We start from the raw sequence: 16151 nt of genomic DNA on the forward strand, positions 1-16151 counted from the left end.
TGCGCGGTGCGTCATCCGCGGAACGCGGACAGGAACAGGCCGGGCAACCGCGCCGGATTGGCGGTCGCGTAGAACTCGGTCAGCTTGCGTCCTGTCGCGGCCGCGGTCGCATTGTCGACGAACCACGGCGGCTTCGGCGACAGCGCCAGTTCGCCGCGCAGCAGCGACCGGGGCAACGGCCGGAACGGTCCGCGCACCACCGTGCGCTCCACATCGTCGAGCAGGAAGGCGTTGTGCACCACGCCGATTCCGCTCTGCACGTCATCCAGGGTGTGGCCGGGATATGCGCCCCAGGACGCGCGCGGGGCCAGGAAGGCCAGTGCGGTCCAGGCATTCACCGCGATGGCGCCGTAGCGCAGCCGTTCGACGGCGCGATCGAAGGCGATGCCGAACCGTTTGATGGTGCTCGGGTGCGCGATCACGTTGACACCGAGTGTCCCGATCACCTCGTCGTTCGCGAAATCGACCGCGCGCTGCAGGAATTCACCGCCGGTATACGGCAGTTCGACCACACCGAGCACCGGCGAGAAGTATTCGGTGCGCAGCAGCGGCGTTTCGGTCGACGGGAGATTTTCCACGAGTACGCGTTCGCGATCCGGCCCGAGCCGCTCGGCCTCCGGATAGGAATCCAGTGCGGCGGCGACCTGATCGTCGCTGCCCGGGTAGTAGGCCCGGCGCTGTGGCGCGCGCTCGATCGCGTCCCGAAGCTCTGCGAGGAACCGCTCTTTCTGCGGCCACTCCGCACTGACCACCACCGCCTGGGTGGCGACGCAGTTGTAGCCGCCGTTGTGCAGCCGCTGGGTCGCGACGTGCTCGGCCTGGAAGCGCAGGTCGGCGTCCTCCCATTCGCCGGGCACCACGATGGTCGGCGAGACGCCGCCGAGTTCGCTGGTGATCGGCTTGTCCAGCAGTGGCCGGCCCGCGGCCTTGCCGTCCGGACCCCAGACGATCGCGTCGTGGGTTCGCATACTGCCGGTCATGTGCACGTGCGTGACGTCGCCGTGGTGCACCAGGTGCCCGCCCGCCTCGGCCCCACCGGTCAGTATCCGCAGTACACCGAGCTCGATCAGCGGTGCGAAGACCATCTCGTACACCGTGAACAGCGGATCGGTGATCGGATTCAACTTGAGCGCCACGACGCGGTTGTGGGCGTAGAGCTCGTACAGCACGTCCAGTGGGGGAATGGAGGTGATATTGCCCGCGCCGAGGACCGCGCCGACGCCGCCGGTCGCGGTGGGATCGAGCTGGGCGAGTCCGGCGCGTCGGCGGGCGGTATCGGCGTCGACGCCGGGACGCAGCCACACTTCGCCGTGGAAGCCGCTGAGCAGCAGCCGGTCGTAGAAGTCGAGCGGCAGGATCGGCACGGCGACCCGGTCGCCCGGTGCCTCGGCCAATGCGACCCCGTCGAGCGGACTGCGCCCTTCCTCCAGCGCCGAGAGTGTGGCCGACAGTGCGGCGGTGGCCTGCAGCAGTGTCATCGGACCCGACATCCACTCCTCACCGACCAACGGCGAGTCCGGATCCAGGCCCTTGATGGTGCGTGCGGCCCGCACCCATTCGTGGGAGAAGCGGCCGGTACGGGTGTGGATATCGTCGAGAAGTTCGCGGCGTCGCCGCAGCGGGGTGTGCGCCCACGTTTTCTCACCCGCGACCAGATCGGCCACTGCGTTGTCGATAGCGGTTTCGTCGAAAGTTGTGCCCACAAGCCAACTATGCGCGCCTACATCGCGGCACGGTCCGCATCCTGGGATATCGGCGTGAAACAGCAATATCGCGACCATTAGGCTGGTCACCCATGATCGACCTCCGATTCCTGCGGGACAACCCCGACGCGGTCCGCGCCTCGCAGCGCGCTCGCGGCGAAGACCCCGCCCTCGTCGACGCCCTGCTCGAGGCGGACGCGGCGCGCCGTGCGGCGGTGGCCAACGCCGATAACCTGCGCGCCGAGCACAAGGCGATGGGCAAGCTGATCGGCAAGGCGAAGCCGGAGGAGCGGTCCGTCCTGCTGGAACAGGCGCAGGAGATGTCGGCGAAGGTCAAGGAGGCCGAGGCCGCGCAGCACGCCGCCGACGCCGATATGGACACCGCGCACCGTGCCATCTCGAACGTGGTCCAGGAAGGCGCCCCGGCGGGCGGCGAGGACGATTACATCGTGCTCGAGACCATCGGCACGCCAAGGGAATTCGACTTCGAGCCCAAGGACCATGTGGAGCTCGGCGAATCGCTCGGTCTGTTCGATATGGAACGCGGCGCGAAGGTTTCGGGCGCGCGCTTCTACTTCATGACCGGTTACGGAGCGCTGCTGCAGCTCGGTCTGTTGCAACTCGCCGCGCAAAAGGCGGTGGCCAACGGGTTCACCATGATGATTCCGCCGGTGCTGGTGCGCCCGGAGATCATGGCCGGTACCGGATTCCTCGGCCAGCACAGCGCCGAGGTCTATCACCTCGAGGAGGACGAGCTGTACCTGGTCGGCACCTCGGAGGTGCCGCTGGCGGGCTACCACTCGGACGAGATCCTGGACCTGAGCGCCGGCCCGAAGCGCTATGCGGGCTGGTCGTCGTGTTTCCGGCGCGAGGCGGGCAGCTACGGCAAGGACACCCGTGGCATCATCCGGGTGCACCAATTCGACAAGATCGAAATGTTCGTGTTCACCACGCCCGAGGAGGCCGCGGCCGAGCACAAACGTCTCCTCGCCTGGGAGCAGGACATGCTCGCGGCCGTCGAGGTGCCTTATCGAATTATCGATGTCGCCGCGGGCGATCTGGGCAGTTCGGCCGCGCGCAAATTCGACTGCGAGGCTTGGGTGCCCACCCAGCAGACCTACCGCGAACTCACCTCGACCTCGAACTGCACCACCTTCCAGGCCCGCCGCCTCGCCGTCCGCTATCGCGACGAGAACGGAAAGCCGCAGATCGCAGCCACTTTGAACGGGACGCTCGCGACCACCCGCTGGATTGTGGCGATCCTGGAGAACAATCAGCAGGCCGATGGTTCTGTCCGGGTGCCCGCCGCGCTGGTACCGTTTGTCGGTACCGAGGTGCTGACACCACTGCGATAAAACACGTCGAAATAGCCCGTCCCACATTGCCTGCAGGTAAATAGCTAGGGGTTCGCCATGCCGGATTCACAGGATGTGGCAACTGTCGGTAATTTCTATGTCTAGGCTATTCCCCGTGCGAGGAATCGGGTCTCGCGGCGATACTCGAACCCGGGTGCGGGCCGCGTCTGCGTTGGCGACGGCAATGGTCATGTCCCGGACCACCGGTGCCTTCTACGTCATGGGGGGCGCGCTCGGCCTGCTGATCACGGGAATCGCCCCGGGCAGCGAAGGCAATCGAGCACTGGTGGGTACCGCCGCCGCGGTGGCGCTGCTGCTCGGACTCAGCCTGCTCGGCTGGGGTCCGCGGTTGCCCCATGGGATTCACCATGGTTATGTCGCGATTGCGACGGTATTGGTGACAATCGCGGTATACGCGTTCCCGAATACCGTCGGCGCGATCAGTCTCGCCTCCTTCTATGTATTCGTGGCCTGTGATGCCGCATTGTTCTTCGCATGGCCGCAGGCATTCGCGCACATAGCGTTCGCTATGGCCATGTGCCTGTGGGTGATGCCGATGCGGCCGGTGCATCCCACATTGCCGTGGTGGTCCGGGTTGATTCCGGCCGGTGTGACGTTCGGAGTCGGCGTCGTGGTCGGCATCCTGACCCGAATGGCGTCCGAGGCCGATATCGATGTGCTCACCGGACTGCTCAACCGGCGCGGTTTCGACCGGGCGCTGAACGGCGCGATCGAAACCGCCACCCGCACCGGTCAGGGGTTGGCGCTGGTGTTGGTCGACCTCGACCGCTTCCAGAAGATCAACGACCACCTCGGCCATCGCGCGGGCGATGCGGTGTTGCAGCGGGTCGCCGATACCTGGTCGAAATTGCTCGCGCCCGATCAGCGACTCGCTCGCTACGGCGGTGACGCCTTCGCGCTGCTGCTGCCGAATACCACCGAGCAGGCGGCGATTCTGCTGACCGAGCAGTTGCGGGCATCGGTGACCACCGGGTGTTCGGCCGGTGTCACCTCGTGGCAGCCGGGTGAGTCGGGTTCGCTGCTGGTGAGTCGGGCTGATGTCGGTCTGTACCGGGCCAAGCAGGCGGGGCGTAACCGGACGGTGCTGGAGTCGTCGCGGCAGTTGCCGCTGGCGGTCGAGTTGCGCGAGGCGATCGACCGTGGCGCGCTCGACGTGCACTACCAGCCGATCGTCAGCCTGACCGAGGGCGGCGGTAAGGCGGTCGGTGTCGAGGCGCTGCTGCGCTGGTCGTCGAGTGCGCAGCCGGATGTCACCACCGAGGGGCTGATCCGGGTTGCCGAGGAATACGACCTCATCTCCGATCTGGACGAGCTGGTACTGCGCCGGGCCTGTGCGGACGCGGCTCGCTTGCAGGAGACCTTCGCGCAACTGGATCTGACGCTGAACGTCAATGTCAGCGGCCTGGAACTGGCCGAGACCGGTTATGCGGACCGCGTCGCCAATATCCTGGCGAGCACCGGCTGGCCCGCCGACCAACTGGTGCTCGAGGTGACCGAGAGCGAGCTGGCGGCCGAATCCCAGACGGCCATCGGCAATCTGCACATCCTGCGCGAGCGTGGCGTGCGCATCGCGATCGACGACTTCGGCACGGGCTACTCCTCGCTGAGCCGCCTGGCCACCCTGCCCAGCGACATCCTCAAGGTCGACCAGTCCTTCGTCGCCGCGATCCGTTCGGACTCGCCCGCGCCGCCGCTGCTCGGCGTGATCGCCGCACTGAGCAGTGCACTGGACCTGCAGGTGATCGCCGAGGGCGTGGAGACCGAATATCAGGCTGCGGTGCTGACCGAACTCGGTTTCGCGCTGGCCCAGGGCTATCACTACAGCGATTCGCATCCGGTCTCGGAACTGATCACCGATCTGAACGAGCATCAGGGTCGGGTCGGCCCCGGACTCGACGATCGGGAACTCGGCGATGGGGACCTCCATACCGCCAACGGGTGGTTGCCGCTCGGTTGAGCACTGCCGAAGCGTGGCGACCTTTCGGACTCGCGCTCGTTGTGTTCGTCGACAAGAGGTCGAGGGCGGGCTGTTCGTGCGGTGGCGTCCGGAAAATCGCTTGACGGGCTCGGGGGCAGGTCGCCAGGCTGGCGGTATGCGTTTGCTTATTTATGGCTATTGAGCCGATAGGTCGCGGGCCGGCGGGATCGGTCTGCGCGCGCTTACGGCGCGCGCGGTGCTCTTCAAGGGCATCGGTGATCTCATTCCGCTATATGCGCTGTACGCGGTGCTGTTCGCCGATCATGGATTGAGTACCGGGCAGATCTCTTCGCTGCTGGCGATGTGGTCGGCGACCGCGTTCCTGCTCGAGGTGCCATCGGGTGCCTGGGCCGATACGGTGTCACGGCGTGGGCTGCTCGTAACGAGCGGTGTGCTGCTGACCGCCGGTTTCGCCTGCTGGACTGTGCTGCCGACTTACCTGGGTTTCGCGGCTGGCTTCGTGCTGTGGGGGACCTCGGGCGCGCTGGTGTCCGGGACGTTCGAGGCATTGCTCTACGACGAACTCGTCGCCCGGAATGAGCAGCGGGCGTATCCGCGCATCATCGGTTATGCCAGGGCGGCATCCGAAACCGCGATCGTGATCGCGATCCTCGCCGCCACACCGTTGTATATCTGGGGCGGCTATCCGTTGCTCGGCTGGTGCAGTGTGGCGTTCGCGGCGGTGCACACTCTGGTCGGGCTGTCGTTGCCGAGCGCGCCGAAGGCTGTGTCGGCTGCGGCGGTCGAGGACCTCGAAGACGAGGACAATTCGGCCGGTTCATCCGAGCCGGCTCGAATGTCGGTCGGTGCGGTGGCGCAGGAGCCGAGCACCTCCCGGTCTGTCTCCCCTGCTGGGCAATTGGACACCGGGTGCGACGGTGCGCGGGAACCGAATGCTCACCGCGCGGTGGACAGCGGACACGCGGCGGCAGTTGGTGCGGGCAGGCGGGCTGCCCCGTCGTCGGCTGGTGGTGATGCCGGTGCAGGCGAGTGTGCTGTCGCGGCAGACGGGTTCGGCACCGAGCTGGACGGTCAAGTGGCCGTGGCAGGCGGCGTCTTGTGCCCGGCGACGGACAACGCCGACATCTCCGTGTCGATATCGACAGAATCACGGCCGTTCGCGACGTATCTGAACATGCTGCGAACCGGTGTGGGGGAGGCGATTCGGGTGCGTGCCGTGCGTAATTGCGTGGCATTGGGGGCACTGCTGTTCGGGGTCACAGCCTTCGATGAGTACTTCGCATTGCTCGCCCAGGAGGTCGGGGTGAAGACGGCAGTGGTGCCGGTGCTGGTCGGTATTACGGTTGTCGGTTCGCTGGTGGGTTCGGTGTCGGCCGGGCGCACCGAGGGCATGTCGGCGCGCGCCATCGCGATCGCGGTGGGGCTGGGTGGTGTGCTGTTCGTCGGCGGCGCGGTGGTCGCCGGTCTCGCCGTCCGCTGGCCGGGTGCGGTGTATGTGCTTGCGGGCGTGGGGTTTACGGCGATCGGTGTTTCCTACGGCATCGTCTACAACGCCAGTGTTGTGGCGGGGGCTCGGTTGCAGGACGCCATCGAAGGTCCGGCACGGGCGACGGTCACCTCGGTGTCCGGTCTCGCTGCGGAGGTCGTCGCACTGGCGGTCTTCGGGTTCGCCGCCATCGCCACGTTGTGGCTGTCGATGTCGACGACGGTCGCGCTGCTGGGCGCTTCCATGCTCGCTATCGCCCTGTTGATTCCGTCCTCGCTACCGCGTCGTGCGTCCGATCGGTGAGGCGATGGGCTGTCAGCCGCGGGGCGCTTCGATGAGATGGGTCGCCGTCAGCAGGAATTGATCGGTCGAGCGGTCGATCAGCGTGTCGCGGGATATCGCGAGGGTGCCGGCCAGCCAGCTGTTGGTGGTCTCCCATAGCCCGCCGAGCAGGTGGGTGGCGGCGAATTCGGCTTGGTCACCGGCACTTTCGACGATATCGGCACCGATCTCCTCGGCGTAGACCGCCATCATGATGCCCGCGAACGAGCGCATCACCTCGGCCCGGCGCATGAGCAGCGCCGGATTCAGCTGCGCCTCGACGGTGACGATGCGGGCCTTGCGCGGATCGTCGGCGATCAGGTCGACGGCCGCGGCGATGGCTGCTCGGGTTTTGCCGCGGATGTCGGCGTCGATCCGCATGAATGCGGTGACCACGGCCTGGCCGATTTCGTCGACGATGCGCTCGAACAACTCGGTGAACACGGTGTCGAGGTCGCTGAAGCTCTCGTAGTAGTAGCGCTCGGAGAGTTTGGCGTGGGTGCACAGTCCGGAGACAGTGAGCTTGGCGAATCCCGAGGTCCCGATGATTTCCAGCGCGGCGTCCAGCAGTGCGGCGCGGCGACGGGCGCGGCGCTGTTCGATCGGTATGCCGCCGTAGGACCGCGAGGTAGTAGCCATCGCGCTCCATTCTGGCATAGTTCCTTGCCAGATATCCGAATTTGTGAGACGGTCTTGTCAGAATGTGCTCGACCCGGGCGCGAACCTCTCTTGCGATGGGTGAAATGCAATGACGCATGACAACCAGTTCCTGCCCACTCCGCCGCTGTTCACGGAGTTCCCGTTCCGGTACGCGGTGCCGGTGCTGGCGCCCGGCGATCTGCGCTGCACCGCGGCGCAGCGGGATTCGTTCCGCCGGTTCACGCAGGTCGGGGATCCGCTCGCGGACGATGTGGTCGCGATGTTCAAGCGGCTTCCGGTCGGCGAGGGTCGGCGGATGTTCGAGATGGCCGTGGAGCGCGGAATCGATGCGGTGCCGAATGCGCCCGCCGAGTTGACGGCATTCTTCGGTCAGGTCGAGACCGACCCGTACTGGCTGGACCGCACCAAGATCGACCGCGGTGCCCGGGTCGTGGAACGCACCAGCGTCTGGGGTGGCATCGCGATGGGCATGTTCGCGCTGATGGGCGGCTATCTGGCCTCCCGCGCGGATAAGACCCTGGTCGGCACCGGCGACCTCGACGCCATGGCGCCGCGCCGCCTGGCCGAAACCACCCAGTGGTGGCTGGACGTCACGACTCCCGGTGGGCTGCAACGCAATCAGGTCGGCTACAAGAGTGTGCTGCGGGTGCGGCTGATGCACGCGCTGGTCCGGGCGGGCATGAATCGACGCCCGGATTGGGATTACGAAGCCTGGGACCACCCGGTGAACCAGGTGCTCACCGTCGGCACCCTCGGGCTGTTCTCGATGGCGAATCTCGTTGGTGCACAGGCGCTCGGCCTGCGTTTCTCGGCGCAGGAGAAGGATGCCGTATTCCAGCTCTGGCGCTACGTCGGCTTCCTGCTCGGCATCGACGCCGAAATCCTGCCGACCAATGAAACCGATACCTGGCGCGCTTTCTGGATCCTCGCCGATACCGAATTCATCCCGGACGAGGACTCTCGCCGCCTGGCCCAAGCCTTGGTCCCGGCCGCGGGCGGCCTGTTCATCGGCACCGACACCGCAGCTCAGCGCCTGATCCGCCGCGTGATCACCAGTTATATGGTCGCCTACAGCCGAATCGTCCTCGGTCCGACCAACTCCGATTTCCTCGGCCTGGAGAACAGCAGATTCTTCCAGAGCGCCGTCATGGCCACCGCGGTCGTCAACGGCGCCATAGAAGTTCCCCGCCGAATCATCCCGGGCGCTACCCGCCTCCACGAACGCCTGGGTGCCCGCATCCGCGCCCGCTTGGTCCGCGGCTCTATAGCTCGCAACGGCGGCGACCGCACCTACGCTCGTCACGACACATACGCCGCCCGCACCACCTTGCGCGCCGGGTAACAGATGGCCTGTGCTTGCCGTGCGCCTCGGCTCGCATGGCCGCTCGGCTGGTCGGTGGAGCGGGTCTGTTGGTGGTTGTCGCTGGTCGACTCGGTCGATCGCGCAGCAGCCAGAAGCACATCGGACGAACACCCTTCGGCCAACTTGCATCGAGGGTGACCGGCCATTCTGCGGCGAATTCGGCGCTGTGATCTCCGGCGATGGGTGTCCGAGTCGGCTGGTGCTCGAAGCGCCGCGTTGTGGCTCGGTCGAGGATTGCGGGGGTGACGGTACGGTGCGGGGATGGTGGCGCGGGCGAAGGTGGGGTTGGCCTTCGGGTTCTGCATCGGGGTCGGGGTGGCGGTGCAGGGCCGGATCAATGGGGCGCTGGGGGCGCGGTTGCAGGATGGGATCGCGGCTGCCTGCATCAGTTTCGGCCTCGGTCTGATGGTGTTGGTGATCGCGTTCGCGGTCAGCCGACGGTTGCGGGACGGGCTGGTACGGGTGCGGCGGGCGGTAGCCGGTGGCGAGTTGCGGCCGGTGCAGTTGTTCGGTGGGCTCTGTGGTGCGTTCTTCGTTGCGTGCCAAGGACTTACCGTTGCGGCGATCGGCGTCACGGCCTTCACCGTCGCCACGGTCGGCGGTCAACTGCTGAGCAGTCTGGTGGTCGACCGGCTCGGGTTGGCGCCGAACGGCCGCACCCCGGTCACGGTTTCGCGCGTCGGTGGCGCGGCGCTGGCCATGGTCGCGGTGGTCCTCGCCGCGGTGGGAAGGTCCGGTGCGCCGGTCGGTTCCGCGGCGGTGCCCGAATGGCTGCGCACCGGCCCCACCGCTGCGCTGATCCTCTTGCCCGCGCTCGCCGGGATCGGACTGGCCTGGCAGCAGGCGGTCAACGGTCGCGTCGGCGCGGTCGGCGGCCCGTTCTCGGCCACCCTGGTGAACTTCGGCATCGGCACCGCGGCTCTGTTCGCCATCGAGGCCTGCATACTGGTCGGCACCGGTTGGCCGACCGAATTCCCCAGCGAGCCATGGCTCTATCCAGGCGGAATCATCGGCGTCGCCTTCATCGCCCTTGCCGCCGTCACCGTCCGCTGGATCGGCGTCCTGCTCCTGGGGCTGACCTCGGTGGCAGGCCAACTCCTGGCCTCGATCACCCTGGACCTCCTCACGCCAACCGGCGCCGGACTGTCACCAACCGCCGTAATCGGCTGCGCCTTGACCTTCGTCGCGGTCGTCGTCGCCACTCGTTCGCGAACCTGACCCCAGCATCCGCGCTCCAAGTTTCGGCAGGCGGTCCCTGCCTGCAGTTCCGGTGATCGAGGTGTCGATGTCCAGGGCAAAGCGCTTGCGAGGCCGAACCCAGTGGCTCGCCCTGCAATTTCGACAGGCTCAGTCGCCGACGCGTATTGCCGGAGTTCGCGGGACAGGCTCAGTCGACGCGCCGATGTGCGCGGATGACCGAGCGTGCGGGTCCGGTATCAGCATCCGCGCTCCGGCAGCGAGGGGTTGTCCCACGTGGCGCGTCATCGATGCGCCGAGAGGTCGGCCGCCGTCAGGGGTCGCGGGCCATCCCGAGTGTCTCGCGCTCGGGTCCAGCAGGCCCGGGGCATCAATGCGTCGGTACGCGAGCCATAGCGCTCTGCTCACGACGGCGATCCCAGCATCGTGAGGCTTGTATTCGGCTGGTTTCCCGGCACCGGGTCAGTTCGGTTCTCGCACTTGTGCATTAGCGGCGGGGCCTAGCGCGAGGGCATGCGGGCGAATAGGGGTCACCCAGCGACGTCACCGCAATGGTCGCCTAGAGGTCTATCTCGCGACGCTCGGATTCGTTCGGTCAGCTGCTGCCGAACCAGCCCGGGGGGAAGAACCACTGGCTCGAACCGCCGCCGAAGCCGCACTCGTCGCCATAGCCGCCCCACGGTTTGCCGTAGCCTCCGCCCCACGGATTGCCTTTCCACGGTTTGCCATGGCCGTTCCACGGTTTGCCGTCGTCGGTCCACTGGTTGCTGTAGCCGGAGTCGAAGTCGTAGTCGCAATCGGCCTGTACTACACCGGGTCGAGGCGTCGGCGCTGCCATAGCGGGAGCCGCCACTGCAATCATCGGAACCGTCATTGCCGCTCCAATGAGTGCGGCCTTCGCGAGTATTCGGCGCGTGATGTTGCCGCGCGCTTTATTGGTGCTCATGGTGCCTTCTTCCGGCGAGTCGTCGCGCGGTTCTGACTCGCAGATCGTCGAGTTCCGAAATTCCCCGACGGTCCTGATTCTAGGAGCGCACGGTAGGTCCCACCAGCACGTCAGCGCCCGAATTGCCTGGAATTTCAAAACCAGCCGACAGTCGGCACAATGCCCCGGGAGCGGGTTCAGACGAGCTTGCGCGAGCGCAGCTCATGCCCCTTGGAGGTTTTGCACCGGCCCGATTCCAGGTCCCACTGCCACCCGTGCAAATTGCAGGTGAGGTTATTTCCTTCGACCACGCCGAATTTCGACAGATCCGCCTTCAGGTGTGGGCAGCGGCGCTGGACTTCCCAGCCGGCCAATTCCGTTGAGGCGGAATCGTCGTGTGCCTCGGCGAACCAGCCGTCCGCATACGCGATCCGCTCATCGGTGAGGCATTTGAAGAAGGTGTACAGGAATTCGTTGTAGCCGCCGATGCGCCAGGCCTGGAATCGGGTGGACAGGAAAATGGTGTTCACCCAGTCCGGCTCATCCTCGCGCAGCACGGTGCGCACCAGTTCCGGCGGGATCCGGAAGCCGTAACGGTACTTGCCTTCACCCTCGACCGGCCCGCGCACCACCCGCTTGGGGAAGTCCAGCACCACGGTTTCGTCACCTATGACCAGCCCGACCGGATAGCCGATCCCGTCGCAGATCAGATCGCTCTGCTTCATGATCGGCTCGAACAGCGCCTGCAGCTGTTCCAGCAGCCGCTCGTCACCCGTTGCCCACGAGGCCTTTTCGGCCGCCAGCACCGGCGCGAGACGCTGCGCCATCAGCTCGATGTATTCGGCCTTGTTGTCATAGATCAGGCCCGGCTCGAACGGATGGGTCAGCGAGAGTTCCGCACCGCGCACGTCGGCGACCGAACCCGGGATCATCAGGATCCCGCCCTCGTTGCCGTGGATCTTCATCTGTTCCAGGAACACCATCTGGTCCGGGAAGATATTGCCCTCGTCGCCGCGATCGTCATTGAGGTAGCGCAACTCGTCGTCGAGGAATACCGGCGGACCCGCCGAGGGCACCACCCAGGTGGCGCCGACCTGCTCGATATAGCTGCGCGCCCGGTCCATTCCGCGCTGCCGCTTCTGCTTACCGAAATTCGACTTGGTCCGCGACGGAATGTCGTAGACCATCGGATACCAGATCGCGCCCGAGTACTGCAGCAGGTGGATATCGATATGCCCGAATGCGTCGTGCAGCACATCCATATCCACCGGACGGGCATCGTTCATATTGAAACAGGTGGTCTCGCCGTCGGAGACGACCAGCCCGGAGTCGCCGATCGGTCCGTCGGCCGGTGCGCGCAGCGCGATGATCATGATGTCGATCTCGCCGCCGGGTCCGGCCACCCGGTGCTTCACCGAATCCTCGGTCTCGAAGAACTTGTGGAAGCCGAGCTTCTCCAGTTCCCGCTTCAGATCCGGCACCGGGTAGTCCGGCAGCAGCACGGTCGCGTCCTTGTTGACGTGCTTCGCCAGGTGCGCCGCGTCGAAGTGGTCGCGGTGCAGATGCGAGACGTACAGGAAATCGCAACTGCCCAGCTCGTCCCAGTTCAGCTGGGTGTTATCCGGAAACGGGAACCACGAACCGAAGTACGCGGGATTGACCCAGGGATCGCAAAGGATCGACCCGGCCGCGGTGCGGATGTGGAATCCGGCGTGTCCGACGCTGGTGATCTGCACGAGCTGTTCCTCCTGACCGTTACCAGCCATCAAGGGTAGTGGTTAGGCAGAAACGTCGCCGATGCAGTAGCCCTCGTTGCCCGCGGTCAGGGTGAAGGTTCGGGTCTGCGTCACACCCGAGGAGTTCGTCACCGGAACCTCGACGGTGACGTAGCCCGCGCGCAGCCGCTCCGAGCGGATCTCCGGATCGGTGAATTTCGTGGTTCCGGTGAGCCTGCCCGGGTTGTTGGCCAGCGGAGGAGCTGTCGGACTTCCGGTTCCGCTGGGGTCCCAGTTCGCCGGGCTCGCCTTGCAGACCAGTGGGTAGGTTCCCTCTTTATCGGCGGGATCGAGCGGGGTGCCGACGGAGCGGGACAGATAGCGCCGCACGGTATGCCTGGCGTCGGCCTCATTGGGTCCGGCCTCGGCGCCGTCCTGCGCGACCCATGGACAGACGATCTGGGACGAATTCTTCGTGGCCGCCACGACTTCGCTCCGATCGAAGGCGACGGTCGTGCCCGCGTTCTGCCAGGTGACGGTGTTCTGCGTGGTGGTGGCGGGTTGTGCGAGGGCGCTGAGGACGGCCTTCTGCTCGGTGGCCATATCGGCCACATTGCCCGGCGCCATCATCCAGCACTTGGACCGCAATTCGGCGGGCGTCGAGACGGCCAGGACGGCGCCGAAGCGGGCCGCGACATCCGCCGCGCCGGCCAGGCCGGGAACCTCACCGACCGGCACCGCGACCGCATGCGCCAAGACCTTCGTGGTTGTGGTCGCAATCGCGGCGGAGGTCGTGGTGGTAGTCGGCACCGATGTGTGCTCCGGCTCGTCGCCGGGAATGCCCGAGACGGAATCACAGCCGGTGAGCAGGACGGCGCCGGTCAGTACCAGACCACCCATGATGGCCAACAGCCCTCTCCGGTCGCGTTGGCGCGGGTCCTTCCAGTCGCGTTCACGCGGTATCGGGCGGGCGCGTTCCACTTCGAGGGTCCTCTTTCATAGACGTTGAGCGACGGGTCAGACGCGCGCAGTCGCGGCGGCTCTGCCGGATGGGACAGTCAGCGACTACGCTAGCGGAATTGTGGAACCCGTCTACCGGACGATAATCGGGCTTGCCCGTACCGTCTTCTTCATCGAAGGTTTGAAGTTCAGCGTCAAGGGCGCTGAACATATTCCGGCGCGCGGTGGTGCCGTCCTCGCGGTGAACCACACCGGCTACATGGACTTCACCTACGCGGGTCTGCCGGTACGCACCCCCAAGCGGTACATCCGTTTCATGGCCAAGAAGGAGGTGTTCGACAACAACATCTCCGGCCCGATCATGCGGGCGCTCAAGCACATTCCGGTCGATCGGTCCGCGGGGGCCGACTCGTACCAGGCGGCACTCGAATACCTCCGCAAGGGCGAGTTGGTCGGCGTCTACCCGGAGGCGACCATCAGCCGCAGCTTCGAGATCAAGGCTTTCAAATCCGGCGCCGCGCGCATGGCGATCGAGTCGGACGTGCCGATCATCCCGATCGTCATCTGGGGCGCCCAGCGCGTGTGGACCAAGGGCTTTCCGAAGCGTCTGGGCCGCACCAATACTCCGATCTCCATTGCCGTAGGCGCACCGATCCAGCCCTACGAGCCCGCCGCCGAACTCACCGCCCAACTCCGCGGCACCATGCAGGCCATGCTGTTGGATCTGCAGAAGGACTACGTGCACGAACCCGGCGCGTACTGGGTACCGGCACGTTTGGGCGGCAGTGCGCCTACCCTCGAGGAAGCTGATGCCATGGATGCCGCTGAAGCCGAGGAGAAGGCGGCGCGTCGGGCAGCCGAGGATTCTTTGTAGGGGAAGCTATGTCGCGGGAACCGGTCTATGACATTCTCACCGGTTTGGTTCGCACGATGTTCGCGGTGCAGGGTCTGCGCATCGACATCACCGGCCAGGACCGGATCCCGCGCACCGGCGGTGCCGTACTCGCCGTGAATCACACCGCCTACCTGGACTTCATGGAGGTCGGGCTGGTCGGGCGCAAATCGCGGCGCAATGTCCGTTACATGATGAAGGCCGAACTCGAGCACGGCATCGTCGGCTTTCTCATGAAGCACTGCAAGGCAATCGGTGTCGATCGGGCGGCCGGAGCGGCGTCGTTCCGCCGCGCCGTCGAGGCGTTGCGGAAAGGCGAACTGGTCGTGGTCTATCCGGAAGCGACGATCAGCCGCAGTTTCGAACTCGGGGAATTCAAATCCGGTGCGGCGCGTATGGCGATCGACGCGGACGTGCCGGTCATTCCCATCGTCATCTGGGGTGCACACCGCATCTGGACCAAGGGTTTCCCGAAACAACTCGGCCGCCATCGTTTTCCGATCAATATCCGCATCGGCGATCCGATCCCGCCCGCCGAGCCGACCGACTACCTGACCGCCGAAATCCGTACGCGGATGGGCGAATTGCTCGAACAGGCGCAAACGGGCTACCCGATGCCCGAGGGTGCGCCTTGGGTTCCGGCCCGACTCGGCGGCGGCGCGCCCACCCTCGCCGAGGCCGCGGTGCTCGAGCGCGAAGAGATGGCCCGGCGTCGCGCTGCGGCACAGCGGCGAACTCGCTGAGTTCGTCAGGCAGACCGGCACGGGGTCGGTGCGGGCACCTGTCCCTGGAAGAATTTGGCCGGTGGCACACCCATCAGCGCTTTGAAGTCCGCCGACATGTGGGATTGGTCGTAATAGCCGTGGACGGCCGCGACGTCGGCCAATGAAACCTCCGTGTTGTTCGCATCGACGAGGATCCGGCGGACGCGGCTGATCCTGGCGAAATGCTTTGGGGAGATGCCGATTCCGCTGGTGAACAGGTTGCGCAGTTGGCGTTCGCTGACGGCGAGGTCGGTGGCGAGTCCGTGGACTGTTGGTGTTGCGGATATGACGGCTACCGCATCGCGGAGTAGTTCGCGGTGGGTGCGTTGAGTCGTGTCTTCGGAGATACGTTGCGGGAGAACCTCTTCCAGGAAAGGCAGGACCTCTTCCGTTGGCAGCGTGGCGAGTTCGCTCGCCAATTCGGCGGCGACGCCGGGGAGGTCGGCGAGGCGGACGACACGATCGGCGAGCTCGGCGGCGGGGACGCCGAGCAGTTGGCGGGTGGCGCCGGGGGCCAGGCGCAGGCGGGCGCAGCCGGCGGGTTTATCGGCTTCGGAGTACGAGGCGCGGGTCTGCGGGCCGAGGACCAGTGCGTCGGGGCGGTCGGCAGCACGCAGCACGATCGTCGTCCCGGCATGCGGCACATGTGTGAACGGCAGGGACGCATCGGTGGCGGTGGGGAAGCGCCCCAGCTCGGTGATCCACGGGCGCAGCGATTCCGGCGCGGGCACCGTGGCTTCGATCAGGTCTACCTGCATGGTCACCCGACCCACTGTAAGCAGCTCACAGCCGGATACAGGGCCCGAAGCCGTGCCGAAATTTCCTATCGAACCGGGTGGCGTCGGCGGCA

The 16151-nt window shown here is 66.1% G+C and carries 13 protein-coding genes; 7 read left to right on the forward strand and 6 right to left on the reverse strand.

Annotation, left to right across the window (positions count from 1 at the left end; genetic code table 11):
- Positions 1-11 precede the first annotated feature (11 nt).
- Positions 12-1703 carry an aldehyde dehydrogenase family protein gene (locus ACIBW7_RS02390; RefSeq protein ID WP_397043283.1) on the reverse strand — a complete coding sequence of 564 codons (1692 nt, stop codon included), beginning with the start codon at positions 1701-1703 and terminating at the stop codon, positions 12-14.
- A gap of 92 nt (positions 1704-1795) precedes the next feature.
- On the opposite strand from ACIBW7_RS02390, the gene serS reads away from it, so the two are divergent.
- From serS to ACIBW7_RS02405, 3 genes are all read left to right on the forward strand, one after another.
- Positions 1796-3058: a serine--tRNA ligase gene (gene serS, locus ACIBW7_RS02395; RefSeq protein WP_397043284.1), complete on the forward strand. Its 1263-nt coding sequence runs from the start codon at positions 1796-1798 to the stop codon at positions 3056-3058.
- 190 nt (positions 3059-3248) lie between these two features.
- Positions 3249-5036 carry a putative bifunctional diguanylate cyclase/phosphodiesterase gene (locus ACIBW7_RS02400; protein ID WP_397043286.1) on the forward strand — a complete coding sequence of 596 codons (1788 nt, stop codon included), beginning with the start codon at positions 3249-3251 and terminating at the stop codon, positions 5034-5036.
- Between the two features lie 217 nt (positions 5037-5253).
- Positions 5254-6807, forward strand: coding sequence for an MFS transporter (locus ACIBW7_RS02405; RefSeq protein ID WP_397043288.1), 1554 nt, complete (start codon positions 5254-5256; stop codon positions 6805-6807).
- 12 nt (positions 6808-6819) lie between these two features.
- On the opposite strand, the gene ACIBW7_RS02410 is transcribed toward ACIBW7_RS02405, so the two are convergent.
- Positions 6820-7464, reverse strand: a complete 645-nt coding sequence (locus ACIBW7_RS02410; RefSeq protein ID WP_397043290.1) for a TetR/AcrR family transcriptional regulator — start codon at positions 7462-7464, stop codon at positions 6820-6822.
- Between the two features lie 109 nt (positions 7465-7573).
- On the opposite strand from ACIBW7_RS02410, the gene ACIBW7_RS02415 reads away from it, so the two are divergent.
- Both ACIBW7_RS02415 and ACIBW7_RS02420 read left to right on the forward strand, forming a co-directional pair.
- A complete protein-coding gene (locus ACIBW7_RS02415; protein WP_397043293.1) occupies positions 7574-8827 on the forward strand; it encodes an oxygenase MpaB family protein in 1254 nt (417 codons plus the stop codon).
- Between the two features lie 282 nt (positions 8828-9109).
- A complete protein-coding gene (locus ACIBW7_RS02420) occupies positions 9110-10066 on the forward strand; it encodes a DMT family transporter (protein ID WP_397043295.1) in 957 nt (318 codons plus the stop codon).
- Between the two features lie 574 nt (positions 10067-10640).
- Here the strand turns inward: ACIBW7_RS02420 and ACIBW7_RS02425 are convergent.
- From ACIBW7_RS02425 to ACIBW7_RS02435, 3 genes are all read right to left on the reverse strand, one after another.
- Entirely contained in the window at positions 10641-10991 is a 351-nt protein-coding gene (locus ACIBW7_RS02425; RefSeq protein WP_397043297.1) for a hypothetical protein, read from the reverse strand.
- 176 nt (positions 10992-11167) lie between these two features.
- Positions 11168-12706, reverse strand: coding sequence for a Rieske 2Fe-2S domain-containing protein (locus ACIBW7_RS02430; RefSeq protein ID WP_397044146.1), 1539 nt, complete (start codon positions 12704-12706; stop codon positions 11168-11170).
- A 42-nt stretch (positions 12707-12748) separates the two neighbouring features.
- Entirely contained in the window at positions 12749-13666 is a 918-nt protein-coding gene (locus ACIBW7_RS02435) for a hypothetical protein (protein ID WP_397043299.1), read from the reverse strand.
- A gap of 100 nt (positions 13667-13766) precedes the next feature.
- Between ACIBW7_RS02435 and ACIBW7_RS02440 the strand changes: the two genes are divergently transcribed.
- Positions 13767-14519, forward strand: coding sequence for a lysophospholipid acyltransferase family protein (locus ACIBW7_RS02440; protein ID WP_397043300.1), 753 nt, complete (start codon positions 13767-13769; stop codon positions 14517-14519).
- A gap of 8 nt (positions 14520-14527) precedes the next feature.
- Positions 14528-15280, forward strand: a complete 753-nt coding sequence (locus ACIBW7_RS02445) for a lysophospholipid acyltransferase family protein (protein ID WP_397043302.1) — start codon at positions 14528-14530, stop codon at positions 15278-15280.
- A gap of 5 nt (positions 15281-15285) precedes the next feature.
- Here ACIBW7_RS02445 and ACIBW7_RS02450 read toward each other — a convergent pair whose 3' ends face one another.
- Positions 15286-16059, reverse strand: coding sequence for a helix-turn-helix domain-containing protein (locus ACIBW7_RS02450; RefSeq protein WP_397044148.1), 774 nt, complete (start codon positions 16057-16059; stop codon positions 15286-15288).
- Positions 16060-16151 lie beyond the last annotated feature (92 nt).

Origin of the sequence: Nocardia sp. NPDC049526, assembly GCF_044465765.1 — a bacterium.
Lineage (GTDB): Bacteria > Actinomycetota > Actinomycetes > Mycobacteriales > Mycobacteriaceae > Nocardia.

Bases quoted from the DNA above. Each gene is read 5' to 3' on its own strand.
- serS (WP_397043284.1), top strand. From the start codon at position 1,796: ATGATCGACCTCCGATTCCTGCGGGACAACCCCGACGCGGTCCGCGCC.
- ACIBW7_RS02400 (WP_397043286.1), top strand. From the start codon at position 3,249: ATGTCCCGGACCACCGGTGCCTTCTACGTCATGGGGGGCGCGCTCGGC.
- ACIBW7_RS02410 (WP_397043290.1), bottom strand. From the start codon at position 7,464: ATGGCTACTACCTCGCGGTCCTACGGCGGCATACCGATCGAACAGCGC.
- ACIBW7_RS02415 (WP_397043293.1), top strand. From the start codon at position 7,574: ATGACGCATGACAACCAGTTCCTGCCCACTCCGCCGCTGTTCACGGAG.
- ACIBW7_RS02420 (WP_397043295.1), top strand. From the start codon at position 9,110: ATGGTGGCGCGGGCGAAGGTGGGGTTGGCCTTCGGGTTCTGCATCGGG.
- ACIBW7_RS02425 (WP_397043297.1), bottom strand. From the start codon at position 10,991: ATGAGCACCAATAAAGCGCGCGGCAACATCACGCGCCGAATACTCGCG.
- ACIBW7_RS02445 (WP_397043302.1), top strand. From the start codon at position 14,528: ATGTCGCGGGAACCGGTCTATGACATTCTCACCGGTTTGGTTCGCACG.
- ACIBW7_RS02450 (WP_397044148.1), bottom strand. From the start codon at position 16,059: ATGCAGGTAGACCTGATCGAAGCCACGGTGCCCGCGCCGGAATCGCTG.